General features: G+C 39.2%; 21 protein-coding genes and 1 pseudogene. 3 read left to right on the top strand and 19 right to left on the bottom strand.

Translation table 11 applies throughout. The features are described from left to right. Positions 1 to 3 precede the first annotated feature (3 nt). The 15 genes and pseudogenes from CDZ94_RS11695 to CDZ94_RS11765 all read right to left on the bottom strand — a co-directional run bounded on the left by CDZ94_RS11695 (position 4) and on the right by CDZ94_RS11765 (position 14,818). Positions 4 to 1,074, bottom strand: coding sequence for a LacI family DNA-binding transcriptional regulator (locus CDZ94_RS11695; protein WP_096437232.1), 1,071 nt, complete (start codon positions 1,072 to 1,074; stop codon positions 4 to 6). Continuing rightward, positions 1,067 to 2,374: a CehA/McbA family metallohydrolase gene (locus tag CDZ94_RS11700; protein ID WP_096437234.1), complete on the bottom strand. Its 1,308-nt coding sequence runs from the start codon at positions 2,372 to 2,374 to the stop codon at positions 1,067 to 1,069. The genes CDZ94_RS11695 and CDZ94_RS11700 overlap by 8 nt, the downstream gene beginning before the upstream one ends. Continuing rightward, entirely contained in the window at positions 2,374 to 3,225 is an 852-nt protein-coding gene (locus CDZ94_RS11705; protein ID WP_096437236.1) for a carbohydrate ABC transporter permease, read from the bottom strand. The genes CDZ94_RS11700 and CDZ94_RS11705 overlap by 1 nt, the downstream gene beginning before the upstream one ends. 2 nt (positions 3,226 to 3,227) lie before the next feature. Beyond that, positions 3,228 to 4,163, bottom strand: coding sequence for a carbohydrate ABC transporter permease (locus CDZ94_RS11710; protein ID WP_096437238.1), 936 nt, complete (start codon positions 4,161 to 4,163; stop codon positions 3,228 to 3,230). Positions 4,164 to 4,237: 74 nt separating this feature from the next. Continuing rightward, positions 4,238 to 5,599, bottom strand: coding sequence for an ABC transporter substrate-binding protein (locus tag CDZ94_RS11715; protein ID WP_157812103.1), 1,362 nt, complete (start codon positions 5,597 to 5,599; stop codon positions 4,238 to 4,240). 228 nt (positions 5,600 to 5,827) lie between these two features. Next, positions 5,828 to 6,589: a sugar phosphate isomerase/epimerase family protein gene (locus CDZ94_RS11720; RefSeq protein WP_096437242.1), complete on the bottom strand. Its 762-nt coding sequence runs from the start codon at positions 6,587 to 6,589 to the stop codon at positions 5,828 to 5,830. Positions 6,590 to 6,601: 12 nt separating this feature from the next. Beyond that, on the bottom strand, positions 6,602 to 7,558 hold the full coding sequence (locus CDZ94_RS11725) for an aldo/keto reductase (RefSeq protein WP_232735688.1): 957 nt from the start codon (positions 7,556 to 7,558) through the stop codon (positions 6,602 to 6,604). A gap of 421 nt (positions 7,559 to 7,979) precedes the next feature. After that, positions 7,980 to 8,671 (bottom strand): annotated as a pseudogene (locus tag CDZ94_RS11735) (inositol monophosphatase family protein). Continuing rightward, positions 8,668 to 8,796 carry a hypothetical protein gene (locus CDZ94_RS21850; RefSeq protein ID WP_280951853.1) on the bottom strand — a complete coding sequence of 43 codons (129 nt, stop codon included), beginning with the start codon at positions 8,794 to 8,796 and terminating at the stop codon, positions 8,668 to 8,670. Before CDZ94_RS21850 ends, CDZ94_RS11735 begins: the two are co-directional and overlap by 4 nt. Next, a complete protein-coding gene (locus CDZ94_RS11740) occupies positions 8,784 to 10,124 on the bottom strand; it encodes a hypothetical protein (protein WP_096437248.1) in 1,341 nt (446 codons plus the stop codon). The genes CDZ94_RS21850 and CDZ94_RS11740 overlap by 13 nt, the downstream gene beginning before the upstream one ends. A 350-nt stretch (positions 10,125 to 10,474) precedes the next feature. Beyond that, entirely contained in the window at positions 10,475 to 11,128 is a 654-nt protein-coding gene (locus tag CDZ94_RS11745) for a nuclease-related domain-containing protein (protein ID WP_157911751.1), read from the bottom strand. Positions 11,129 to 11,301: 173 nt separating this feature from the next. Continuing rightward, positions 11,302 to 13,011 (bottom strand): GMC family oxidoreductase N-terminal domain-containing protein, encoded by a 1,710-nt coding sequence (locus CDZ94_RS11750; protein WP_096437250.1) that lies wholly within the window; start codon positions 13,009 to 13,011, stop codon positions 11,302 to 11,304. 91 nt (positions 13,012 to 13,102) lie between these two features. Beyond that, positions 13,103 to 13,660: a hypothetical protein gene (locus CDZ94_RS11755; protein ID WP_157911752.1), complete on the bottom strand. Its 558-nt coding sequence runs from the start codon at positions 13,658 to 13,660 to the stop codon at positions 13,103 to 13,105. 117 nt (positions 13,661 to 13,777) lie between these two features. Next, entirely contained in the window at positions 13,778 to 14,296 is a 519-nt protein-coding gene (locus tag CDZ94_RS11760; RefSeq protein WP_096437254.1) for a DUF3189 family protein, read from the bottom strand. A gap of 39 nt (positions 14,297 to 14,335) precedes the next feature. Further along, positions 14,336 to 14,818 carry a YqeG family HAD IIIA-type phosphatase gene (locus CDZ94_RS11765; RefSeq protein WP_096437256.1) on the bottom strand — a complete coding sequence of 161 codons (483 nt, stop codon included), beginning with the start codon at positions 14,816 to 14,818 and terminating at the stop codon, positions 14,336 to 14,338. Positions 14,819 to 15,351: 533 nt separating this feature from the next. On the opposite strand from CDZ94_RS11765, the gene CDZ94_RS11770 reads away from it, so the two are divergent. Further along, entirely contained in the window at positions 15,352 to 17,304 is a 1,953-nt protein-coding gene (locus CDZ94_RS11770) for an N-acetylmuramoyl-L-alanine amidase (protein WP_096437258.1), read from the top strand. A 340-nt stretch (positions 17,305 to 17,644) separates the two neighbouring features. Here the strand turns inward: CDZ94_RS11770 and CDZ94_RS11775 are convergent, their stop codons facing one another. Continuing rightward, the gene (locus CDZ94_RS11775) at positions 17,645 to 19,621 is read right to left on the bottom strand and encodes a CDP-glycerol glycerophosphotransferase family protein (RefSeq protein WP_096437260.1); all 1,977 of its coding nucleotides are present in this window, start codon (positions 19,619 to 19,621) and stop codon (positions 17,645 to 17,647) included. A 612-nt stretch (positions 19,622 to 20,233) separates the two neighbouring features. Here CDZ94_RS11775 and CDZ94_RS11780 point away from each other — a divergent pair. Together CDZ94_RS11780 and CDZ94_RS11785 are read left to right on the top strand one after the other, a co-directional pair. Then, on the top strand, positions 20,234 to 21,025 hold the full coding sequence (locus tag CDZ94_RS11780; protein WP_425352565.1) for a DUF3100 domain-containing protein: 792 nt from the start codon (positions 20,234 to 20,236) through the stop codon (positions 21,023 to 21,025). Between the two features lie 20 nt (positions 21,026 to 21,045). Beyond that, a complete protein-coding gene (locus CDZ94_RS11785) occupies positions 21,046 to 21,501 on the top strand; it encodes a hypothetical protein (protein ID WP_096437264.1) in 456 nt (151 codons plus the stop codon). A gap of 71 nt (positions 21,502 to 21,572) precedes the next feature. Here the strand turns inward: CDZ94_RS11785 and CDZ94_RS11790 are convergent, their stop codons facing one another. From CDZ94_RS11790 to CDZ94_RS11800, 3 genes are read right to left on the bottom strand one after another with little or no spacing between them, the layout of a single operon-like run. Then, a complete protein-coding gene (locus CDZ94_RS11790; RefSeq protein WP_096437266.1) occupies positions 21,573 to 22,421 on the bottom strand; it encodes an SDR family oxidoreductase in 849 nt (282 codons plus the stop codon). A 28-nt stretch (positions 22,422 to 22,449) separates the two neighbouring features. Next, positions 22,450 to 23,508 (bottom strand): mannonate dehydratase, encoded by a 1,059-nt coding sequence (uxuA, locus tag CDZ94_RS11795; protein ID WP_096437268.1) that lies wholly within the window; start codon positions 23,506 to 23,508, stop codon positions 22,450 to 22,452. A gap of 22 nt (positions 23,509 to 23,530) precedes the next feature. Continuing rightward, on the bottom strand, positions 23,531 to 24,163 hold the full coding sequence (locus tag CDZ94_RS11800; protein WP_096437270.1) for a bifunctional 2-keto-4-hydroxyglutarate aldolase/2-keto-3-deoxy-6-phosphogluconate aldolase: 633 nt from the start codon (positions 24,161 to 24,163) through the stop codon (positions 23,531 to 23,533). Positions 24,164 to 24,173 lie beyond the last annotated feature (10 nt).

The following is a 24,173-nucleotide window of genomic DNA, read 5'->3' on the forward strand; positions in this document are numbered from 1 at the left end:
CAGCTATTCTATTTTGATAAAATCACTACCCAGTGTCCTCTTAGATCCTTTAGCTATTTCACATGAACCCCGAACATTAAAACGAGCTTTTACAATCTTTGATTTAGACCTTTCATGCTCACCAATTCCTATTTGAGCAAATAACATACGGACCGATTCATACCCTAACTTTGTTGCGTGCATATCAACAGTTGACAATGGCGGGTCTAGTTCATGAGAAAGAACTAAGTCATCACTTAGTGCCACGATTGAAACGTCATCAGGGACTTTTAGGTCCAATTCTTTTAATGCTCGTATCGCACCCAAAGCTACTTTATCCGTATCTACGATAATAGCTGTGAACCTCTCCTTTTCGTTTCGGAAACATTCCATTACCTTTTCGTATCCATATACACTTGGGTCTCCTTTTAAGGTATCTTTGAAAATGATTTTTGATGAATTTGTGGATATATTTAAATCATGAAAAGCTTTAAGATAACCTTTTTCCCTTACCTTTGAAACCGTCATAAGGGTGGGAGCATTTAAATAAAGGATTCTTTCATGCCCTTTTTTCAAAAGGTAAGTTGTTATTTCTTTAGCAATTTCAACATTATTATTATCTACATAAGGAGCTTTACCTAAATATTCTTCAGGTGGCTGACCAATGACCACAAATGGGATATCAAAATGAGTGAGGTATTCCATACGATTATCATCAGCACGTGGATCTAATAGAATAACCCCGTCCATTGCGTCTCTTGAAATATAGGGGAGTTCAAGTTGGTCTTGGGATAACGTATCAATTAATATCCGATAATTTTGTAACGATGCTTCCGTAATGACGCCATTAATTAAATTCGTGTGAAACGTACTTAATGATAAGTTTTTAGAATACGGAATGTTAAGCGAAATGGTCATTGTTTTCTTTGTGACTAAACTACGAGCAATATGGTTCGGTGTATATTTTAAATCTTTTGCTGCTTCCAACACTCTCTTTTTAACCTTTTCACTGATAGGGCGTTTCTGACTAAATACGTTAGAAACAGTCCCTTTTGAGACGTTGGCTCTTTTGGCAACATCATCAATTTTAGCCATTGCTATCAGCCCCTGTTGTCTTTAAAAATATCGGATTGCTTATCGCTTGAGGAGTAAAGTCTTGTAACTGTTTATCTTCCCCCCATAATTCTATTCGGTAAAAACTGTTAGAGGGTTTAACCTGAAATGTTAACCGATGATTACCTTGATTTAAGGTACGTTCAAATGATAAGCCATCTGATGAATATACTTTCATTCTCCCGCCATTAAAGCTTTCAATGGTAACATGCAAATCAAGATAGCTGGACTCTTCTGAAACCAGCAAGGTTTCTCCCATCCTATGACCATTTATCTCCAAATCTATTAATGGTCCTTCTGGAGAGGAGGCTATGCATGCTCTACCCTCCTTTATTGCTCCCAAAATTCCTTCGGGGCTATGTTTAGAGGCTTTTATAAAAGTTGTCGGACCACCGTATTTAATCCATTCATCAGGACCATGCTTATCACTACCACCTAAAGCAATCATCCGTTTTCCTAACCCTAGCTGACTCTGCCACCAATGCAATGTCCGCAAATTTCTCTCTCGCCAAGGGCCGTTCCATACCTCAACATAATCAAATTCAAACTCTTCAAGCCCCCATTCCCACCAGCAATGATCGCAGTGAGGGTGATTAACAGAAATCAGTGCACCATTTGCTTCACCTTCCGCAATGACATGTTTCACATCAGCCATTGATTGACATCTGAAATCATTAAACGGTTTTTTCACTCCGTAAAAATTACTATGACCTCGATTTGTCGTCAACTCTACTGCAGGGATAATGACTAAATCTTCTTGAGGTTCGAACGCCTCATTTTGACTAAACGTATTATGATCTGTTAAAGCAATATACTCCAGGCCGGCTTCTTTGGCATTCACTATCACTTCTGATAATGAATAGGGAGAGTCACTATGATTTGAATGCATATGCAAATCTCCTTTTATCCACCGAGGGGCTTCGGGTTGCATATCAACCTTCACTTCTACGTTGCATACTCCTTTTACCTTATACGCGTTCAACACGACTCCCCATTTTCCAGGATCAATTTCTTCAATTAAATAGCCTGGAGTAGCTCTGTCTTCCCTAACAAAAATGCTTCTCCTAGCACCACCGCTCCAACCCTTCATCCCAGAAGGTCCTTCAAGGCCTAAATCAATAGTATTTCCCTTTTCATTTTTCACGATTAAACGAACATTAATTTCTTCAATAGCTTCTGGAACATCAAAGTGAAGTGTGATATATTCTCCTTGTCTTTCTTCTGATATGCTTTCTTTCAGTGTCAGCGTTATCTTATCTGAGGTTAATATCGGTTTATTCATCAGTCTTTCATCCCACTCCCTATACCACCTAAGCCTTTTTCAAATAGTGGTTGTAATGTGAAATAAAGGATCATCATAGGCACCGCTGCTGTTGTAGCCCCTGCCATAATTAAAGACCATTCAATGTTATGTTCGGTTTGAAATCTAGCCAAAGCAATTTGAATTGTATACATTTGCTCTGATCTAGCAACGGTTAAATGCCATAAATATTCATTCCAGTTCCCTAAGAACGTAAAAATGGCTACTAATCCTAAAGCAGGTTTACTTAGCGGCAAAATAATTCTCCAATAGACTTGAAATTTTGTACAACCATCAATCGCCGCTTGATCATCCAAATCTTTCGGTATAGATAGAAAGTATTGCCTTAATAAAAATATCGCAAATCCTGTGATAGCAGTAGGAATAATGAGACCCGCATAGCTGTCTAACCAACCTGAAGGCCCTGTAAATGGAATATTGCGGATCATTGCAAACAATGGAACAACCATTAAGCCAGCTGGCACCATCATCGTTGCTAAAACTCCAAGAAACAAACCATTTCTTCCCGGAAATTCTAACCTCGCAAATGCGAAAGCTGCTAAAGAAGCAAAAAACACATTCATAGCTGTAGCAATGGTTGCCACAATAACACTATTCATAAAGGCAGTCGGTAATATTGTTCCTTGCCAAATTCTTGCATAGTTTTCCCAATGAAGCTCTGTAGGTATAATCTTTGGCGGCCATGCCATTACATCCCCTTGGCTTTTTAATGAAGTAGCTAACATCCATAAATAGGGCCCTACAAACCCAATTAAAACAATTGTTGCTAAAGTATAAATAATAATTTTATTTATTCTCTTCTTTTTCGCCATGTTTACTCACTCCTAGAGGAAAGCTTTAAGTTTAACCAAGTCACTAAGAATAAGAACGGGAATATAAATAGTGATAGGGTTGCGCCATAGCCAACATAGTTAAACTCAAACGATTGTTGCCACACGTATTTAATCGCTACTAATGTACTGTTTCGAGGTCCTCCATCCGTTAATACGTCCACAATCGCAACGACTTGGAAAGAACCAATGATTGACATGACCATACAGTATACTGAAATAGGCATAATCGAAGGGATGGTAATCTTCCAGAACTTATGCCATCCATTTGCACCGTCAATTTCAGCTGCCTCGTAATATGATTTTGGAACTCCTTCAAGACCGGCAAGAAAGATAGGAATGTTATAAGACGCCCCGCGCCATGAACCTACAAATATTAGAATCACCATAGCCCAAAACGGATCTAGCAACCAATTTGTTGGCTGAGCAATTCCAATCGTTGTTAAAAAGTAATTCATAATCCCTAAATTGTGATCAAAGATCCATAAGAAAATCATAGCTGAAATAACATCCGAGGTTACGGCTGGTAAGAAGTAAAACACTTTATAAAAGCGTCTGCCATGAAAAGCTCTGTTTAATAAAACAGCTATACACAAAGCAGCAAACAACCCAAGAAACATGGAACCAAATGTATAAATCATCGTATTCCCGATACTTTTCCAAAACACGCCGTCCGACATTAACCTAGAATAATTATCCAGACCTATAAAGGTGGGGGAATCAGGTAATCGGTAACGATGAAAACTAAGATATACAAGGTAAATAATCGGTACAAATGAAAATGTAAACAATAAAGATACTGCGGGAAAAACGAACATATATGAGCCAAGGTAGTCTTTCCATCTGTTTTTCTTTTTTACTTTAGTAGGTAAGGGAGAGTGTTTTGCAGTAGCCACTGAACTATTCTGCTTTGGTATCATTTATGTCACTCCTAATGATAGAGCAGGGTACACTACCCCGTAGGTATACCCTGCCTAGTTAATATCTTTAGTCGTTATTGATTTTCTCTTTCAAATGCTTCTTCTGCTAACCTTTGTGCTTCATTAAATGCCTCTTCGACATCATCACCGTCGAATACATTTCTGAATGCCTGACCATGAGCATCATTTGCTTCAGGGAATGCTTCTAGATAGAATTGTTCAGCATAAGGTAACGTCTCCACAAATGGTTCCAATAGCGGATCAGCATAAAGCTCATCTTCATATAAATGCTCTTTTACTGGGTGTCTTCCCATTTCAGCAGCCATTCTAATTCCATACTTATCAGAAATGATCCACTTCATTAGCTCAAAGGAAATTTCTTTATTTTCTGAGCCTCTTGGTACGAACATACTCCCTCCACCAGCTACTGAACCTCGATCAGATCCAGGAATCGGTGCCGTACCAACCTTGTCGTACATTTCCGGGAATTCATTTTCAATTCTGGAAATATCAAATGGACCCGAAACAATAGCAGCAGCACGTTCATTTCCAAACATCGCTACCGGGTGATCTGATTGTCTCGCCTGAGCTGGTGGAATTGGAGCTACATCATGGACTGTCGCTAACTCCGTATACGCTTTGACAACTTCTTTAACGGTATCGTTATTTAAGTCGGGTTGAAATTGTCCCTCTACCTCTGTTAGCACATCTCCACCGGACGCTACAATAAAGCCATGTAACCCCCAGCCACTAGCTGAAGGAACAAAACCAGCTAGTCCGTCTTCCCCTTCAGAAACCGCTTTTGATACTTCTGTCAGTTCTTCTAACGTTGTCGGTGGTTCAAGTCCTTTTTCCTCAAACATCTCAGTGTTATAAAGGTAGAAGGTTGTATTAATATCGATAGGTACACCGTACTTTGTTCCTTCCCAAGTCACGTTATCCACTGCACCAGGTAAGAACTCATCTTCTGCTCCCCATTCTTCCCATAGGTCATCTACCGGTTCAGCTAACCCTTGACTTCCCATCGCAAAAGCATGATGGTGTGCTAAGTCAGGTGCAGCTCCGCCATTCACAGCTAAGCGAACTTGGTTTTGCATATCTTGCCATGTATGACCTGCTGTCTCGACTGTAATGTTTGGGTACACTTCCATAAACTCCTCAATGGCATCAACGACAGGGGCTTCATCAACGTAATCTGCTGCTAACCATACTTCAATTGTTGTGTCATCCAAGTTAGCAATCTCCTCATTGAATTCTGGTAATCCTTCTGAAGCTAAGTCACGATCTGCTCCATCAGAATCTTGGCCTTGATCTTCACTTTGATCTGGATCATCATCCCCGTTGTTCGCTTGGCTAGTTTCATCCGCATCCGAACAAGCTGTGAACAATACCAAACTAAAAGCTAAAACAAAAGACAGAAAGAAAAACTTTTTCATTAAACGTACCCTCCTTTTTTGTTTTGCTTTCTTACCCATTTTTGATGAGTTAAACCGGTTTAAATTAGTCGAAAAAAAATAGATTGTAATAGTAAGTCATGATTCAAACTAGATCAATTAAACCGGTTTAATGAAAGCGTTCGCTTTTTGAATTTACTATATATTCAGTAAATTGTCAATAATATTTGGACTATTTAGAAAATGGAGTGTGGACCAATTTGAGATCCTTTAGCTTAGCTTTCCTTCTATCGTTTTTAAATTTTCTAAGCTTACACTCAAACTATCTAATGGGCTCCCCTTGCATTCATCTTGTTCTACTACATACCATTCAACTCCGTTTTGTTTCCCCCAGGAAAGTATAGCCTCAAAGTCTATTGAACCTGTACCGATTTCAGCAAAAAATTCTCGGCCATCCGTTGTCATATCCTTCAAATGTAAATACGGCGTTCTTCCTGTATATTTCTTTATGAACTTAAGTGGATCATGCTCCGCTTTTTTAATCCAATAGGTGTCAATCTCAGGGTAAATAAACTGGTTCCCAGTGGGCTCCAATACGTATTCTAAAGCGTTTTTCCCATCAACCATTGTTTTAAATTCAAAATCATGATTATGATATCCTACTCTGAAACCTAGGGGGGCCAACTTTTGTGCTGTTTCAAGCAATTCTGATTTTGCTTGTTTATACCCTTCAATGTTTTGCATAGGTTCTTCCATGTAGTGACAAAATATATCTTTTGAACCAAATAATAATGCTTCTTTTATTACATTGTCTAAATCATTTTTCATTCTATCCAGGCCAATATGCATACCCGCCGTTTTAAGCCCAGTTTCTTCGAGTACTTCCGCAATTTGCCCTGCTTTATATCCGAATAAACCATCAATTTGAACGGCTTCCCATCCCCGGTTCTTCAATTCTCTTAAAACACTCGGAAAGTCCTCTTTCAATTCATTACGAAGGGTGTATAACTGAGCTGCGAACTTCATTGCCATAGTCATTTCTCCTTACCTTTTATCTTTTAATAAATCAAGCCATTTCATTTCATTTTTCGATAAAATAATATTCGCTCCTTCTACTGAAGAGACTAGTTCTTGTTTTGTTTCTGGACCTATAATAGCAGCAGTGGGAAATGACTGATTCACAACATAAGCTAAGGCAATTTGAATCGGAGTTACCTCTTTTTCTTCCGCTAATATTGTAGCCCTATGAAAACGCTCCCAATTTTCAGGACTATAATATACTCTAACCATCTCTTTATTTGAACGATCTTCTGGGGTGAACCTACCTGAGAAAAACCCCCCCGCTTGTGAAGACCATGAAAATACAGGTAATTGATTCGAATCGTACCATTCAATAGCCTTGTAATCTAATGAGATACATCCTGCCCACCTTGGTTGATTACATTTTGCTAGACTTAAATTCGGACTACTAAAAGAGAATCCTACTAATCCATTAGCATAAGCATAGTTATTCGCCTCTAGTATCCGGTCATTCGTCCAATTTGAAACGCCGATGGTATGAATACGCCTTGCATCGATATGTTCATTTAATGCTTCCATAATGGGGCCAACTTCCACCTCAGGGTCATCACGGTGCAACGCATAGAAATCAACGTAATCTGTTTTTAGTCTCTCTAAACTATCATACAAGTCCTTTTTGATTGAATCTGGTTTCACTCTCTGGCCAGGCTCTCCGTCATCCGGATGAGCTCCCTTTGTCAAAAGTTGAACCTGATCTCTTTTATTGCTTTTTTCTAGCCATTTACCAACCGCTTCTTCACTACCTTCATATTGGTGTGCAGTATCTAATGTGTTCCCCCCAACTTCTAAATAAGCATCAAGGATTTCACAAACATGCTCCATATTGTCAGGGTATAAAGCAGCTGTCCCCATGATCAACTGGGAACATTGTTTTTCTGTTTTTCGGTTATCTATTGAACTATAAATACGAACCGGCTTCAAACAAACCACCACCCCTTAAACTGACTTTCATTCTGACAACCCACTCACTCATCTAGACTGTCAATACTCACCTCCTAAAGCTTCATGAAGTGTTCGTTGAAAAGGAAGAAAATGTTGATAAACTAGTGATTAAACCGGTTTAATTAGCACGAAAAAAAATAGGTACAGAAGAACCTTCTCTCTCCTGCGAACCTTATTTTAGAAGTACAATTTGTAACTTAAGCACATTATAACTTTTAAACCCAATCATTTTCAATATAATTTTTTAGAACATTCTAAAATATCACTAAATAATTGACCCGAATATATTGAAATCCTGATATATTATAGAAAAATGCTGATTTATTCAAATTTATCCTGATAACCCCCCCTCTCCTATCTGATCACTTTTCTAGCGGTCTAACATTTAGCTGCCCCCCAACTAGTCTAATATGCAAGAATGACCTAACTCTTTAACTAATAATCTATGGATCCTTCCATTTGTCGCTATGATATCTCGCGTAGTTAATCGATAAGACGCCCCTCCCATATCGGAAATATTCCCACCGGCTTCACTGAGAATTAAATCACCTGCTGCAACATCCCAGACATTTACCCCATATCCTAACATCCTTCGAGTCGCCCAGCAGTAACGTACGCCATATGTAACGTTGCAGATCCGAATGACCGAATACTATTACATTTCGTCCCTAAATATTGAACCCCCCTGAGAACTTTAGGCCTTGCTGTTTCAATATCAGAAGGGAAACCTATCGCAATTAAGCTTCCCCCAATTTGACCTACCTTTGAGGGGGGAATCTTTTTACCATTTAGATAGGCCCCTTTTCCCCTTTCACTTGAAAATAATTCGTCCAAGTTTGGATCATAGATGACCCCAACAATAACTTTCTGTTTGTAAACTAACGCGATCGATACGGTATATCCCGGTAATCCATGTGAAAAGTTAGTCGTCCCATCGATAGGATCAATCACCCAAAAATAGTCGTCCTGTTCAAGGGTAGATAAATCGTCTCCATCTGTTATTCCTTCCTCCCCAATCATTTTATGATCAGGGTAATGCTCGATGATTTTGCTACGTATGAAATTCTCTGTTTTCCGATCGATCTCAGTCACAAGGCCAAATTTTGAAGCTCATCTACTTTAAAACTCGTTTCCTTATTTTCTAAAATAAGTTGCCCTGCTTCTTTACTTACACCTTTAGCAAACTGAATAAAGCTCATAAAAATCACTTCTTCCATAAGGTTTTATTTCTATTCGCTGGAGAAACTTCTACTTTTTGATTTGAGTTGATAAAGGATGTCTCCGGCATGAGGTCTTTACCTACAAAAAATGCCTTTCGAACACCTTCGACTATGACTCCTTTCACAGTTTCAATGCCCGTTTCATTTTCAGTTATTAAAGATGCTCGTATTTCTTCGATATCTTCAACTCGTTTATTTGCCGGAAGTTTAACGGTTGTTGAAAAAGGGCCATCTTCCCCTCCATAAGCCATTGCAGCATTATTAAATGTAGAACTATACCAAATCGGGTCCTTGATTAACTTGACTTTAATGTCGACTTTCCCAGGTTGATACGTCTCACCAACCGTGAACTTTGATGTTTGTAAATAAAAATATTGACATGGATCTCCTAACTTTTCAGTCTGTGGATTATGCGGCGATTCAATCTTCTCTTGACGCCTGACTTCTTTAATAGAGACTGCATAGGTCCAAGGGTTTTTATCCATGACCGCTTCTCTATTAACCTCTCGAGGAAGACAAGTGTCAGGCCTCAATAGATAACGATAATTGGAGGTAACTCGATCTGAAAAGTTTCCATTTATAGTAGATGATTGTAATATCGGATGGCTTCCAAGACCTCTTTTTCCACGAAATTGTGTTCTCATATGATCTTTTCCTTGAAACACTTCACAGTCCCCTTCTATGATTCGTTTTCCGTATTGGTCAACTTTCACACGATAAGTCCATTCAATATCCGTCGTTCTCCCCCATCTTGACATCAATGCTGGAGCCTCGGTACCACCATCTTCGTGACTGAAAATCGTATGATATTCCAAAATCATCGTCCCATCCTCATGTTCATCACAATAATAAAATGAAGCTAATGGGGTATCGGTTCTGACATTTTCAAAATGGGTATCTAAGTTGCGACCATATAGTAAGGGAGCGTTTTTATAGAAAACAATATCAGGATCTGATTCTTTTACTTGGCGGATTTCGACTTTATGCACTTCTGCAGAGGTTATAAGAGGTGAGGATTGATCAGTTTTGAAAACAAAAGTAAGTTCATGTTTTCCAGGGGGCAAGCTTCCTAGCATTCTTTCATAAGCAAACACCTCATCGCCGTAAAATAGAATGAAGTCCTGGTTATACTCCCCATTCAAATACAACGTTACAAATGCTGACTCTTTATCAGTCGCTCCCCAATCTCCTCCGGGGACGCTACTTACTAAATCAATTAACGTTTCTCCTCGCTCATTCAAAGAGAATGTTAAGGATAACTGCCTTTTCTCATATAGTTGAAAGGGAGAGTCAGAAAAGGGAAAAGAAATAATAAAGTTCTCCATTTAAAAATCCTCCTTCATGCTCGGTTGGGTTTTATCAGGATTTCTCGACATATATCAGGATTCCTTCCCCTCCCATACAAGTCTATCTAAATGATACTTCGAACCTTTATTTCTCCTAGAGCATTCAACTCCTTCCGTGTCGTGGAGGAGCTTTTTCGCAACTTCACCTGCTTGTTGGTAATCGGTGAATTTATTAGGAGGGCATAATCACGAAGGGCTTTGACATGAGCATTTTTTGAGAGAAACCCGCATTGAAGGCATACCCATGTACCACGGGCTCTTTTCATGGGAATCAGTGAGCACTCGGGACAACAAACACCTTTGATAAGGTCAGTTTCCTTTATATCAAATTACTGCAAAATATTAGAATCGTACAAAATCTGTTGTGCAACTGTTTCTAAGCGACTCAAAGAAACTCGATTAGCAGGATTATAATTCTTGAACTGTGTGATTTTATCAGTTAAAACCTCGGCGTGAACCACTTTTTCTAAAGCTTCTTTGTATGCAGGAGGAGCTTTGATAATAGTGTGTGGATTGCTAATTGTGATAAAAAAAGAGGTTGGAAGTGCGGGAAATTGATGTTTTGCAAGCCAATAATGCAAATGTTCCTGTTGTTTTTTCACTTGAATAATTGGATCTTTATATCCCTTTTCTAAGTCACCTTTTCTTTGAATCAGTTGGTTAAATTCAGGAACAAAAGTCACTGTACCTGCGTAATTTTTCGCCTCAAGTAAAAGGAAGAAATGCGGATTCAATAAGAGGCTGTCAATTTGAAAGAACCGTCCTAACACTCCCGGAAGTCGCAAATCCTGAAGAATCAAAAAGTCTTTTTCCGGCAGATAGTCTAATTGGTAATCTAACGCTTTTTCACCCCTGTAACCAGCCTCCTTTAATGAATGTTCACTAATTACAAAGGGATGTTTCGAATGGCGGACCGGCAGTCTGCCTTTTAACACTACTAACTTTAACAATCTCACAGGCTTTTTACGTGGTTTAACGATCAAAGTGGCATCACTCCTTGAGCGGGTAGTAGAACGGCAAATAAGAGGAAGATATCAGGATTACCCTAATCCATTAAAACCACACCAAAAACGGCCGAGGCATGGAACCATCCCCCCCCCCGACCTAGTGAATCTCCTAAATTCATCAAAATCCAGCTAGTGTCAGGACCGCGCACTTAAAAATATTTATCAGCTAATAATTCAGCGGTTCGTGTCGCAAGCGCTTGTGTAGTTAAAGTCGGATTGACCCCTCCGATCGAATTGTAATGCACACTATTATCAGCAATATAGAGGCGTTTGACCTGATAGGCTTCACAGGAAGAGTCAACGACAAAGCCCATTCTCATCGTGCTTTCTAAATGAATATAAAGATTTGGCGGTAAATCACTGCGAATCATTTCTTTTGCTCCAGCTTGCCTTAACATCTCTGTTGCTATTTTCACTAACTCATTTCTCTTTTCTTCATCTCGTTTACTCGGAGTATATGTGACAATTGGGACGTGGCCATGTTCGTCTTTAATAAAAGGATCGAGCTCTACGCGATTTTGAAACTGTACGTCATCTTCGGTAATTATTAATAGCGTGAGTGTTTTTCTGTAGCCACTCATCGCTTTTTTTAATTTAGGTCCTACAATTCTTCCTCGCTTCTCCCACAAACCTTCATTTGGATTAGAGTTATTAAGCGAATCGTACCCTGCATGGCTAAATCCAAAGAGAAACTGAGCAGATAATCCAGGGCTATTTCCTAAACTTTCAATCATGCCTATTCCAGGGTAATCAAGTCGGGCTCCTGAAGTGTGCCCAACAAACGGGTCAATCGTTGAAGTACCTAAAATCTCCTTTAAGTCATTTTCATCAAAAGTACCTGTAACAGCGTCCATATAGTGATTGGTTAGTCCTCTGCCGACCCACGAATTTTCGGGTAAGTCAGAGTTCAACCATAGACGAGGTGTTTCCACACAGCCCGCGGCCATTACAACAACGCCTGCTCGTAATTCTTCTACTTCTCCCGTCCAAGTATCACGAATTTGAACGCCCACCGCACGAACCCCTTTACTTTCATCCTCCTCGGTTAATACCTTGGTTACATACGTATTGGGTCGAAATGATACGTTACCGGTTTTCAAAGCGAGCGGAACATAACTCACATTTGTAGAACGTTTCGCGATTTTTTCAGTAGTTGGACCATAAGGACAGCCTTGTTCACAATGCCCACTTAACGTACAGCCCTCCATGTGGCTTAACTCTTCTAGCGAATAACTAGGATCCATTAGATGTTCATTCGGCGGTAAAATGGCGTTCGGCTGCGGTCGATAGCCAGGACTGGTAACATCTAAAGTCGCATGAAGCGAAAATCCCGCTTTTTCTGCTCCATAATAAAAAAGCTCTTCTTTTGCTGTTATGGGCGCAAATTCAACCGGCAATGTAGCTTCAACTTTTTCAAAATACGGAATGAGAGTCTCGTAGCTTATTGGCCATTTATTATTAATCGAATCAGGGTACGGACGAGGACAGTTCCCATAATAGTGAAGCGTTGTTCCGCCAATCCCGGCGTTTTGCCACAATAAAGCTTGATCAGGGATGTTTCTAAACCAAGGCGCACGTCTGCGGTCAGCCGCTCCCCAACGAAATTTTCCGGTGACAGTATCATTCATATCGTTTTCCAGTCTTGTTAATTGATCTCTATAAAGGGTAACATCCAAGTCATCAGCGCTGTCACTTGCTTTTTCGCCACGACTTTCATTAGGTTTAGGCCATTTTTTGTTTCCATACCAGGGGCCAGCATCGAGGACCAAAACTTGAAGACCTAATTCCCCAAGCTCTTTTGCAACAACAGGACCGCCACCACCGGCGCCAATGATAATCACATCTGGATTGGTTGTCATTCGTTTCCCCCGCTATTTCCCATTTTTAATAAAAAGCCACGAAAATCACGATAACCTAGAGACACACCTGGGTACCCTACCTGCTTCCAACTTAACGGAAAAAACTCAAGTCTTCGATCGTCTGGCGGATATAACCTCGTTTGACCATAAGCAGACCATTCCGAGTAATAGCCAAACATCGTAAACGGTTGAGGGCATCGGTGATATGTTTGATCATTCCAGCATTATTTTGAAAAGGTGGCGGTAATAAATACAGATCTAAACTAAGATTTTCCAACAAAGACAATGTTCGTATCCGGTCTCTACGGGAAAGAGTGACAAATGGAGGAGTTGTCGTCTGATCAGTGTCGACTATGTGGAAGGCTGCTATATTTAATAATACTGCGGTAGGAGATGCTAGCGGGACCGGAGAAGATGAAAACTGCTCTTGAATGGAAAGGTAATTATCCAATGCATAGATAACGTATTCATGTATCGCCATTTCTGGTGCAGAAAAAGTGTGTTCATGCCCTAACATTTCACCCAATTGAGGTGTAGATGGCAAAATGGCATCAGTCAAGGCAATAAAGGTAGCCTGCACGTACTCTTCCGGCATAATAGCCAAGTCCATTTCACCTCTTTCGAAGTTTTTAAACACTACCATATTCATATTATTTATCATTTCAACACTTTATGTGTAAAACAAAAAAGGTGCCTGACCCCCACCGCGGTAAAGCATTAACGCAGTGGGAGTCAGGCACCAGGAAAGGCACCAAGAATCTAGGTGTTACCCAAAGAGCTTATTTACTTCAAGTTCCTTGTTTTCTAAAACCTCTACAGAATTTGTTGTCGTTTTTGCCACTTCCCTTGTTTTTTCTACAAGTTGGGCGATGACAGGGTGGGTTTGTTGGGCTCCTTTAACTAACAAAGGAACGCCAATAAAATCAATATGAAGTCTCCTTGAAAAGAGTCCTCCAAAAGTCATTGGCAGAGGAACTGTTGGAGAGGTATTTGAAAATACAACTTTTTCTTCATTGTTTTGTGGCAGAAGAAGTAAGAGGTTACGCATCGCAGGAATAAGTTCCTTTGAACGACCTCTTCCAACTGTATATACTGGGTGCCTTTCATCATCCTCCCCGTGAAAAATGATTTTACCCATATCCTTTGGGGTGAGCTTATTAAAGATATCAACCCCTAAGATTTCTTCCTTGGTAGGGGTTCTATCGGCAGGTATTTTTTTCAAATGATAAGCGGCAGCTAGTGCTGACGAATGGGTACCTCCAAAACAATTATAGATGTAGATCATCGTAGACTCCTTATTTTTAAATATGTATAAAGCTCGGTCTTACCACCTTTTTCTAATTATTTTCTCAATTTTACGCTTCACCACAATTTGTATTGGCTCATGTTCTTCACCAATAGGTTTGACTAAAGCCGTTTTCATACCAAGACGTTTGCCGCACCATATATCTGTTAATATTTGATCTCCTAGAAATAAACTAGTGTCTTCCTTTGCATTGATTGCTCTCATGTGTTGTCTAGTTCGCGACGAATATGGTTTTCGACATTCGCCAAAGCCCATGATATTAAATGGTTCACAAAATCGCTCAACTCTTCCTTGGCTATTATTAGAAACAATCACTAATTTAACTTCAATGCCCTCGAGCATTTGAATCCAATTTCGTACCTCGTCATCACCCGGCTGATTATGAATGGCTAGTGTACTATCGAGGTCAGAAAAAATCGTTTTGATTTGATTTTCCTTTAGCCAACCTTTCGTGATATCTGAAAAATGATGGAGTTCAAAGTCAGGTTTGAAATATTTCATAAATGCCACTGCCTTTGTGTTTTTATTCCTTCTTTGTATCTTGTTTATTATACGGAGCATTCACTTACTGTATACACAACAAAGTTATTAATTTGGATATATATCCATACATCTCTACATTAAATAGTTTAAATCGACTTCCTTCCCCAATATTTCCTCGGAAATAACAATACTAGAAAAAATTCGACCTGCAAATATAAAGGTGAAATACTGTTAAACAACCAATGTTTATCTCTAAATTCTCTTTCATTCCGGGAAAATCTTCACCTAGTATTGTCATTTTTGCTTATATTGAACTTCTTACAACCTCTTGCAATCTCGATAATTTTTATTGAATAAAACTTCTTCTCAAAAGCATAGTCACAATCTATCTTCAACAAATTTCATGTAGTGACTGCTATTCTTTATATTAACAATTAGTTAGCTCCATATCCCCACAAATTCCAACATGATTTGTCCTATTTTCAAAGAATATGAGAATAGTATAATTTACTATGTAAAAAAATATCTATTTATAGGGAGGATATGAAATATTGCAAAAAACGACAACAGGTTTTATGTCGAAATGGCTTATTTTTTTGTTAATTTCGACGACGACTTTGTTGCTAGTGGGAACGAATACTAACGCAGAAAACTCTAACCCTTCAATCTCAAGAATTGATGGTTCAACTTTATATGAAACTTCGGCATTAATTTCTTCTAGAGGTTGGGACCAAGCAGATACTGTTGTAATCGCAAGAGGAGACAGGTTTTCTGATGCATTATCAGGGGTTCCATTAGCAGCAAAGTATGATGCACCGTTACTCTTATCAAGAAGTCATCGGTTAGATAATTTTACGAAAAACGAGCTTGAACGCCTAAATGCAAGGAATGTCATTATTTTAGGTGGACATCTGGCCATTGAAGACACAGTAGAAGATGAAATTCGAAACCTAAATATTAATGTTGAAAGATTAGCAGGTAACAACCTGCACGATACAGCACACCTCGTAGCAAATGAAGTAGCTCCTAACGGATCAAACAAAGCCATTATTGTAAGTGATACTAACTTTCAGGATGCTCTATCCATTGCACCGCATGCCGGCAGTGAAGGTATACCGATATTGCTTAGTGAAAGGGATTCACTTCCCAATGCCACTAAGCAAGCATTAGATGAGCTGAATGTACAGGAAACATCCGTTATTGGCGGAGAACTTGCGATTGAAGATAACGTACTAAGTGATCTACCAAATCCAAGCAGAATTGAAGGAACGACACGCTTTCACACAAACGTTGAAGTTCATAATCAATTTCACTCAAATGCGAATAAAGCCTACATTGCAACTTCAGAACGGTTTCCAGATGGGCTTTCCGGTGCAGCCCTCGCTTCAAAACAAGAAATTGGCGTTGTATTAGTGAGAGATCCTCTTCACAATGTGACCCGAAACCATTTAATATCTTCAAACTATGACGAGTTATTCGTTCTGGGCGGAGAACTCGCTGTAAACGAAACAACTTATAATGAAATCCGCTCCCTATTTGAAGATTCTAATCAAACCGTTTTTCGATTAGGGGATTACCATAGTAAAATGGCTGAACTAAGGGAAGATCTTGCTCAGTTAGAATATCAAACTTCTGATAACCCGGAAAATTATTATGGTTCAAGTACGGAGTCAGCCGTTACACAATTTCAACGTGACAATAACTTGAGTGTAGATGGTATTGCTGGCCCTCAAACATTTTCAAAGTTAGAAGAGTTACTCTCTGAACAAGTTACATATGGGGTAGTGACAGCTTCTTCGTTAAATGTTCGTAGTGGACCTGGCACCAATTACAATGTAGTTGGTTCATTACTTAATGGCACAAGGGTTGAAATTCTTGGTACGAACAGCAACGGATGGCACAGAATTAGCCATAACAATTCTACAGGTTATGTTTCTGGAGAGTATATTCGTCTCGAAACAGGCAGCGACAAAGTAGTGGTTATTGATGCCGGACACGGAGGACATGATCCTGGAGCGCAAGCCTTTGGATTTAGTGAAAAAGATGTGATCTTAGATGTAGCCCTAATCGCGGACGAAATCATGGAAGATACAAATATCGATGTAGTTTTAACGCGTGATGGTGATTATTTTGTAGAACTCGAAGATCGAGTAAAAATGGCTCATGATTCCAATGCTGATGCCTTTGTAAGCGTCCATGCGAATGCGTTCGGACAAGAACATGTTCATGGAACGGAGACATATTGGAACCAGAACCAGCGCAGTGCTGAAAGCAGAGCTCTAGCTGAATCGATTCAAGAGCGCTTACTTGCAAAATTGGGAACTCGCGATCGCGGTGTAAAAGAAGCAGACTTCTATGTCATTCGAAATACACAAGTTCCTAGTGTGTTAGTTGAGTTAGGATTTATCACAAACCGAGAAGAAGCTAACAAAATGCAAACACCTGAATTTAAACAGGCAGCTGCTGAAGCAATTAAAGAAGGAATCTTGAACTTTTATAACTAAATGAAAGCTTCCTTATAAAGTACAGCCCTCCAGTCAAAAGCGACGTGGAGGACAGTACTTTTCATCAATATTCGACAAATAAAGAAGTTTAAATAAACGTTTGTTTAAATTGCAGTTTAACTATTTTCCTTAAAGTAGAGTTGTTAGTTAGTAGTAAGGATTTCAGTTTCATCAGGATACCTTTACATTTATGTTGTCTTACCTTGATATGCTTTGGATCCGTTGGAACCTCAACTTCTCTCAAAGGAAATACTGGAAATCCCTAGTGAAAATGGATAATAGATTTAGCCAGAAGCCACATGGGCTCCCGGCTAATTTAGACCGTAAAAACATAAAGTTACTAATCCAGTACCTCTTTCAGGCGACTTCTCTTATCAGTTTCACTGTTTTGATTGTGACCTAAAATATTACGTTGAATATAGTCATAGGTAGCTTTAGTATTTTGACCACTTTTACACTCAATTAATTTTGAATACTGGCTCAAGTTAGCTGTGGACTGTGGTTTTGAATAATTCTCAGATATAAGCGAGTGTAAATCGTTAAATCTCTCTGCAATGTCACCAAAGGCAATGTCCTTTTGAAGGATATTTGGTGCACCATACTCTTTTTCTGCTCTCTCTTTATCTTCCCAATAGAAAACGATGTTACTTCCGCCAGCAAATGCATAAAACACAACAGATGAATAATCTGAAATTAGAACTTTACTACGAAGAAGTGCCTCTTTAATATCACCTTCGTAAAAGAAATGCTGGTATTTTGCGTAAATTTCAGGGAATTGCTCTTTTAAGATCATTTTTGATTTAGGATGCAAAATAATGTTTACTTGTTTATCATGATAAAACTCTTGCTCTTTAATCGATTCCATGAATGAAAAGTAACGAGACAGATAACTTCCGTTTTCAATTTCCCCTGTAAGATCCCATGGTCTCCACGTTAACATAAATGTAATTTCGTCTTTTGTATTTTCCTGCTCTTTGACATACAAATCAAGGTTTGGAAGACCTGTTAACATTAAGTTTTCCTTATTATAATTGGTATTTTTAACAAATAAATTTCGTTCATATTTAGAGTTGACGAGCACATAATCAGGAGCAATGGGGACTTTACGATTAAAGTATCCCCGCTCGAAAACGTTAGTGGCTAGGCAAACACCATGTTGCAAGAAGATTTTTTTATCGTTCTCTAGAACTTTTCTCTTGATGAGACCATCGTTATCATATAATCGGCGTTGTAGATGACTGACTAAATCAGACGATATGAAACTCCTAGCTAAGAAAATATAATAAAAGGCCAAAAAGCTATTTTTTTCAACTAATGAGCTACCATATTGTTTTTTTAAGTTTTCAAACTCAGGGTGCTCTTTGTCCAATATATACACGCATGAACCGTTCTTTTGATATGCGTACTTAAATATTTCAAATGCAGATTCAGAAGCGCCTGCGCTGAACTTTTCAAAATAAATGTCATATCTATCCCGATTAGAGGAAAGTAAGCTAGTGAAATATGCACACATTTCCTTCCATTTGATAAACCTTCTCAAAACACTTGTCAAAACAATGACGTATTGACCCGTGACTGATTTACGAATAAACAATTCCACATTGCAATTTCTTAAACGGTAAGAACGTGTATTAAATAAATAATGTCTTTTGTTGTATTTATCAGCAGTCCGTGATTTCATATTATAAATAAAATCAATATCCGGCTGCTTTAAACGAATATAAACCGGTGTGTTGATGTCACTAGTATTGACGTATTGTTGGTAAATAGCTCTCATCGGTATGAAAACAACATATGCATGGATAAGCAAAGAAAACATGCCTGTGTTCATACTAAATTTTTTTCTTAATTTAGCGGGAAAAAAGAAGCGGAGTTTATAATTGATCGTTTTATCATAGCCTAGTGAAAGCTGTGCCTCATCAAATGAATAGTTTCTAAACCGCATGACACCGAAAAAGATAAAATAAAAAAACAACGGAAAAATGGCGTTTTTAAATAATGGAGTTTTTTCCACTTTATCTATGATTTTTTCAATACTTATATTTTTCTGCTTTGTTCTAATAAAAGATATTTTATTATTTGAATCAACGTAAAAAACCATTTTTTCATCAGCGGTTTTTATGATATCTAAAATTGTTAAGGGTTCAGCATCTGATCGAAGTATTGTGTTTCCAGTTTCACTACTATAAACGTAATACTTCATATTATATTTTTTATTTCGATTTACTATACTTTTATTCCCTTTAAAATCACAGTAATCTTTTGCAAAAACAGGACGGTCATCAATAAAATCTATAAAGGTCCCTTTTTGATTCACCGTTTTCCTCCTTCAACAAAGTTTATTTATCTTCCAATTTGTAGTTTTCTGTATATCATCATTATTATAGTTTTGGATGAGTCAAAACGTTCGAATCGCCACCATTTTACTTGATGTTCTGTTGAAGTTTTTACAAGAAAATTCACAAGTTCAACCGTAACATGATTACATGGTATTAGTAATAGTAAGTTATTGGAAATAGCATTTATATAAACGATCATGAAAATACATAGAGTAAGCTGGGAACATATGCTATATCGGATTAAACTTATAATAGTTTAAAAGCTAAAAGAGGAATAGTAAGTAGCATTAAAAGCTCACTCCACTTGGCGGAGTCAGCTTTTTTTGGTGCCTATTTTTTAGTGCCTTTTTTAGTGCCTTTTTAGTGCCTGGCCCCCACCGCGTTAATACAGTGCAGTGGCGGGGGTCAGGCACCAGCCTTCAGTTGTTTATTGAAAACTAAGCTCTTCTCTACCACCTGAAGTAACTGAAAAAATACATAAAAACAGATTGTCTTTTCTGATTTTTTTTACTATTATTTAAAATACTAGATTTGTATGATTTATAAAACTATTAGAGGATAGAGGAGGAATGGATGTGAGCAATGACGAAATGATGGGGCTCTGGAAAGATTGGCGTTTACATGGGCTCGTTTTAGGAACGGTAGTGATTACGGAAGCAATTGGTACGTATCAGTTTTCAATTGGACCAGGTGTTATCATGCTGTTGCCAATGCTTTATGCAATAATAATTGGACTACTTTTGTATTTCACGCCACTAGTTAAAGAAAAGCAATCGAAAAATGCAGAACCAATTATTGTATTAGGAGTTGCACTTTTACTTGCAAAGATTGGAGTCATTATAGGGCCTTCCTTACCTGAACTAATTGAAGCGGGACCAGCACTTCTCCTTCAAGAGCTGGGGAACCTCGGAACTATTTTAATAGCTTTGCCTATTGCGATCTTTCTTGGACTAAAACGTGAAGCAATTGGAATGACACATTCAGTAGCTCGCGAACCAAATGTAGGACTTATTATGGATAGGTACGGTATAAGTTCACCAGAAGGAAGAGGAGTAATGGCAGTTTATATTTTTGGTACGGTGTTTGGAGCGGTTTTTATGGGACTCATTGCAGGCTTTTTAGCAACATTGACTCCTTTACACCCTCTTTCTTTTGCAATGGCGTCCGGGATTGGAAGTGGTAGTATGATGGCTGCTGCCAGCGGCTCTTTAGTCGCATCATTTCCTGACTTAGAAAATCAGATTGTTGCATTTGCTGGTGCGAGTAACTTACTTTCATTGTCAACTGGTCTTTATATTAGTATTTTTATTGGCCTTCCATTAACAGAGAAACTATATAAAGTGATGACAAAGAAACGCGAGAACGTAAAAGATGTCGCTTAGCCACAGGAGGGAGTTAACAAATGCTATTTAAAAATCTCCAGGAATGGACTTTATTACTTTGTATTTTGGGTATTACAGCTTTACTAGGAAACTGGCTCGGGTATAGCATCCTACCCTTAGATGCTCTTCCAGGAATGATTATCCTTATTTTAATCTGTTTAGCAGGCTTTACTTTGAACAAATTAATTAAAATCAATTTCCCAAGTATCGCCTATATTGCCCTAATTGGAGTCCTCGTTTCCATGCCTTGGTTTCCAGGTTCTGGACACGTTGTTACATGGACAAATAATGTGGAGTTGCTTGCCTTAACCACACCAATCTTGGCCTATGCCGGCATCGCAATTGGGAGATCATGGGCGGATTTCATGAAACTGGGTTGGAAAACAATTGTCGTCGCTAGTTTGGTTCTTCTTGGAACATTCCTTGGCTCAGCAATAATTGCTGAAGTAATACTAAGGATTCAAGGAATAATATAAAGGTGCCTGACCCCCATCGCGTTAATGCTGCGCAGTGGTGGGGGTCAGGCACCAACCTTGGCACCAACCTTCTATACGCCTGAGTAGGCCATAAATCCGCCGTCTACTGGGATGGTTACTCCGGTTACGAATGCAGAGCTTGTATCATCGGCAAGCCAGAGCATCGTACCTAGTAAATCTTCGGGTTTTCCGAACCTTCTCATTGGAGTGTGTGAAATGATTTTATCTGATCTCTCTGTGAGAGAACCGTCTTCATTGATGAGCAACTTGCGGTTTTGCTCGGTTAAGAAAAAACCGGGTGCAATTGAATTCACTCTTACTCCTGCTTCGGCCATGTGCACGGAGAGCCATTGGGTGAAGTTATCAATAGCTGCTTTGGCAGAGCTGTAGGCAGGAACTTTTGTCATTGGTGAATACGCACTCATAGAGGATATGTTGATGACAACAGAGCTTTCTTTTTCAACCATTGACTTCAAAAAGACTTGGGTTGGATTAATGGTACCGAGAATATTTAGGTTAAATACGTGCTGGAACCCGTTCTCGGTTAAATCGAAAAAGCTAGTCGCATTCTCATCCAAAAGATCTTTTTTATCGAAAGTTTCGTTCGCAGTAGTTCCCTCAGGATGATTGCCTCCTGCACCATTAATCAGGATGTCACACGTGCCTAGTTTTTGAGATATTTCTTCTTCTGCTTGAATAATACTTTCTTTATCCAATACGTCACAAGCTATAGCAAGAGCTTCCCCTCCGGCTTCGGTTATTTCTTGTTCTACTTTCTGTCCTTTTTCAAGGGTTCGGTTCAGAATCGCGACACTCGCCCCTTGTCTTGCTAGCTCTTTCGCCATGGCAGAGCATAATACTCCACTACCGCCTGTGATCACGACTACTTTCCCTTGTAAATTTTCATGTTTTGGCAGCACAGTTTCAACCTCCTCTAAAAAATTGGTCCTACATTCTCTCTAAAGAGTCCCAGATACCCCAGAGATACATAATGCCTAATGCACGGTCGTACAGGCCGTAGCCTGGTCTGCATTCTTCATCCCAAATATGCCGGCCGTGATCTGGCCTTGCATAGCCTGTAAATCCGTTCTCATGATAGGCTTTCACCACGTCATAAATATCGATCGAACCATCCTGAGTTCGGTGAGATGTCTCAATAAAATCACCGTTATCAAAAATCTTCACGTTTCGAATGTGAGCAAAGTGGATTCTATCTGCAAAAGAGCGAACCATTGAAGGAATGTCGTTAGCAGGGTTGGCGCCTAATGATCCACTGCATAATGTCAAACCATTATAAGGACTGTCTACAAAAGACAGGAGCCTTTCGATATTTTCTTTATTCGTCATAATACGAGGGAGCCCAAAGATCGGCCATGGCGGATCATCGGGGTGTATCGCCATTTTGATGTCGTGCTGTTCAGCAACGGGGATGACTTCCTCGAGAAAGTAACGAAGGTTCTCCCAAAGATCTTCTTCTGTGACATCTTTATAGGCGTGAAACAGTTCGTTGAGTGCTGCCAGTCTCTCCGGCTCCCACCCTGGCATAGTCATGCTTGAATCTTCACCGATTTTCTTCACTAAGTCTAAAGGATCAATATTATGTATCTTTGATCCTTCATAGAAAAGAGCCGTTGACCCATCGTTCATTTCTTTAGCTAAGTCCGTTCTCAGCCAGTCAAAAACTGGCATAAAGTTATAACAGATGACTTTAACGCCGACTTTTGATAACTTTTCGATCGTCCTTTTGTAGTTTTCAATGTATTGTTCTCTTGACGGCAAACCTAGCTTGATATCTTCGTGAACATTGACGCTCTCAACGACATCAATATTTAATCCATGAGCATCTGCCTGTTCTTTTACTTCATTAATCTTATCCATTGGCCACTCTTCACCAGCTGGCACTTCATGCAATGCCCAGACAATCCCTTCTGTTCCGGGTATTTGCTTAATTTCATTTAATGAAACATGGTCATTCCCTTCACCAAACCAACGAAATACCATTCTCATGACTAGGATCCCCCTTTCTTTGTTACGATTGGATAACTTTCCCGACATAGCGTTTAGCTGTTTCCAAAACCCCAGCTTCACCATTCGAGCTAAGCGCTTTGTTCCAATCACTTCCTACTCCGACTGCCACAGCACCCGCTTCTAACCACTCATTTACGTTTCCTAAATTCACACCGCCCGTAGGCATCACTTCAACTGTAGGCAATGGCCCTTTAATTGCTTTGATCATCGACGGAGAAAAGTGATTTCCAGGAAACAGCTTAATAAGGGCAACGCCGGATTCCGTTGCTTCTTTTATTTCTTTTACGGTCATACATCCAGGAATGTATGGAATGTGATATCGGTTACAAGTGATAGCTGTTTCTTTATCAAAACAAGGAGAAACAATATATTCGGCTCCGCTCACCATGGCAATTCGGGCTGTTTCCGAATCCAGTACACTTCCTGCTCCGACAATGATCTCTTCCCCATGATCACGTAGTTTTTTAATTAGAGTCGGGGCATCCGGGGTCGTAAAAGTTACTTCAATTGACTTCACTCCGCCTTCAATACAATGGCGGGCAATGGTTTCTGCTTCTTCAAATGTGTCCCCCCGGACGACAGCTGTAACCTTTTTCTCTGTGATTTTCTGTAACGTTTGAAACGCTTTAAACATAAGAGCTGCC

It is taken from the genome of Alteribacter populi, assembly GCF_002352765.1.
GTDB classification, from domain to species: Bacteria; Bacillota; Bacilli; order Bacillales; family Salisediminibacteriaceae; genus Alteribacter; species Alteribacter populi.

What these genes read in the sequence shown, in the direction of transcription:
- CDZ94_RS11695 (WP_096437232.1), bottom strand. Translation starts at nt 1,074, where the DNA reads ATGGCTAAAATTGATGATGTTGCCAAAAGAGCCAACGTCTCAAAAGGG.
- CDZ94_RS11700 (WP_096437234.1), bottom strand. Translation starts at nt 2,374, where the DNA reads ATGAATAAACCGATATTAACCTCAGATAAGATAACGCTGACACTGAAA.
- CDZ94_RS11705 (WP_096437236.1), bottom strand. Translation starts at nt 3,225, where the DNA reads ATGGCGAAAAAGAAGAGAATAAATAAAATTATTATTTATACTTTAGCA.
- CDZ94_RS11710 (WP_096437238.1), bottom strand. Translation starts at nt 4,163, where the DNA reads ATGATACCAAAGCAGAATAGTTCAGTGGCTACTGCAAAACACTCTCCC.
- CDZ94_RS11715 (WP_157812103.1), bottom strand. Translation starts at nt 5,599, where the DNA reads ATGAAAAAGTTTTTCTTTCTGTCTTTTGTTTTAGCTTTTAGTTTGGTA.
- CDZ94_RS11720 (WP_096437242.1), bottom strand. Translation starts at nt 6,589, where the DNA reads ATGGCAATGAAGTTCGCAGCTCAGTTATACACCCTTCGTAATGAATTG.
- CDZ94_RS21850 (WP_280951853.1), bottom strand. Translation starts at nt 8,796, where the DNA reads ATGGAAGAAGTGATTTTTATGAGCTTTATTCAGTTTGCTAAAGGTGTA.
- CDZ94_RS11740 (WP_096437248.1), bottom strand. Translation starts at nt 10,124, where the DNA reads ATGGAGAACTTTATTATTTCTTTTCCCTTTTCTGACTCTCCCTTTCAA.
- CDZ94_RS11750 (WP_096437250.1), bottom strand. Translation starts at nt 13,011, where the DNA reads ATGACAACCAATCCAGATGTGATTATCATTGGCGCCGGTGGTGGCGGT.
- CDZ94_RS11755 (WP_157911752.1), bottom strand. Translation starts at nt 13,660, where the DNA reads ATGAATATGGTAGTGTTTAAAAACTTCGAAAGAGGTGAAATGGACTTG.
- CDZ94_RS11760 (WP_096437254.1), bottom strand. Translation starts at nt 14,296, where the DNA reads ATGATCTACATCTATAATTGTTTTGGAGGTACCCATTCGTCAGCACTA.
- CDZ94_RS11765 (WP_096437256.1), bottom strand. Translation starts at nt 14,818, where the DNA reads ATGAAATATTTCAAACCTGACTTTGAACTCCATCATTTTTCAGATATC.
- CDZ94_RS11780 (WP_425352565.1), top strand. Translation starts at nt 20,234, where the DNA reads ATGATGGGGCTCTGGAAAGATTGGCGTTTACATGGGCTCGTTTTAGGA.
- CDZ94_RS11785 (WP_096437264.1), top strand. Translation starts at nt 21,046, where the DNA reads ATGCTATTTAAAAATCTCCAGGAATGGACTTTATTACTTTGTATTTTG.
- uxuA (WP_096437268.1), bottom strand. Translation starts at nt 23,508, where the DNA reads ATGAGAATGGTATTTCGTTGGTTTGGTGAAGGGAATGACCATGTTTCA.
- CDZ94_RS11800 (WP_096437270.1), bottom strand. Translation starts at nt 24,163, where the DNA reads ATGTTTAAAGCGTTTCAAACGTTACAGAAAATCACAGAGAAAAAGGTT.